Source organism: Streptomyces sp. URMC 126 (assembly GCF_051386555.1).
Taxonomy (GTDB): Bacteria; Actinomycetota; Actinomycetes; order Streptomycetales; family Streptomycetaceae; genus Streptomyces.
The window spans coordinates 1-286 of record NZ_JBPQTX010000774.1 but is presented as its reverse complement, the minus strand read 5'-3'; the positions used below and the strand labels follow the sequence as shown (position 1 = coordinate 286).

The following is a 286-nucleotide window of genomic DNA, read 5'->3' as shown; positions in this document are numbered from 1 at the left end:
GCTCTCGATGTGGTGCTCCGGGCGGCCGCTGTGCAGGCCGAAGAACTCCTGACCCAGCGCGGGCGTCCAGCGCTCGCCGGGGTGGAAGGGCGAATCGGCGGGGATCTCCAGCCCCAGGTGGACGCCGATGTCGACGATGACCCGGTTGGCGCGCATCATCTGGGCGTCCAGATAGCCGATCCTGCGCTCGGGGTCGGTGAGGAAGCCCAACTCGTCCATCAGGCGCTCGGCGTAGAGCGCCCAGCCCTCGCAGTTGGCGCTGACCTGCCCGAGGGTCACCTGGTAC

At 69.6% G+C, this 286-nt stretch carries 1 protein-coding gene; it reads right to left on the bottom strand.

The window, feature by feature from the left end; genetic code table 11:
* Nucleotides 1–286 (bottom strand): DUF885 family protein (locus ACSNOK_RS33855; RefSeq protein ID WP_436784582.1); only part of this gene is annotated, 286 nt, incomplete at both ends.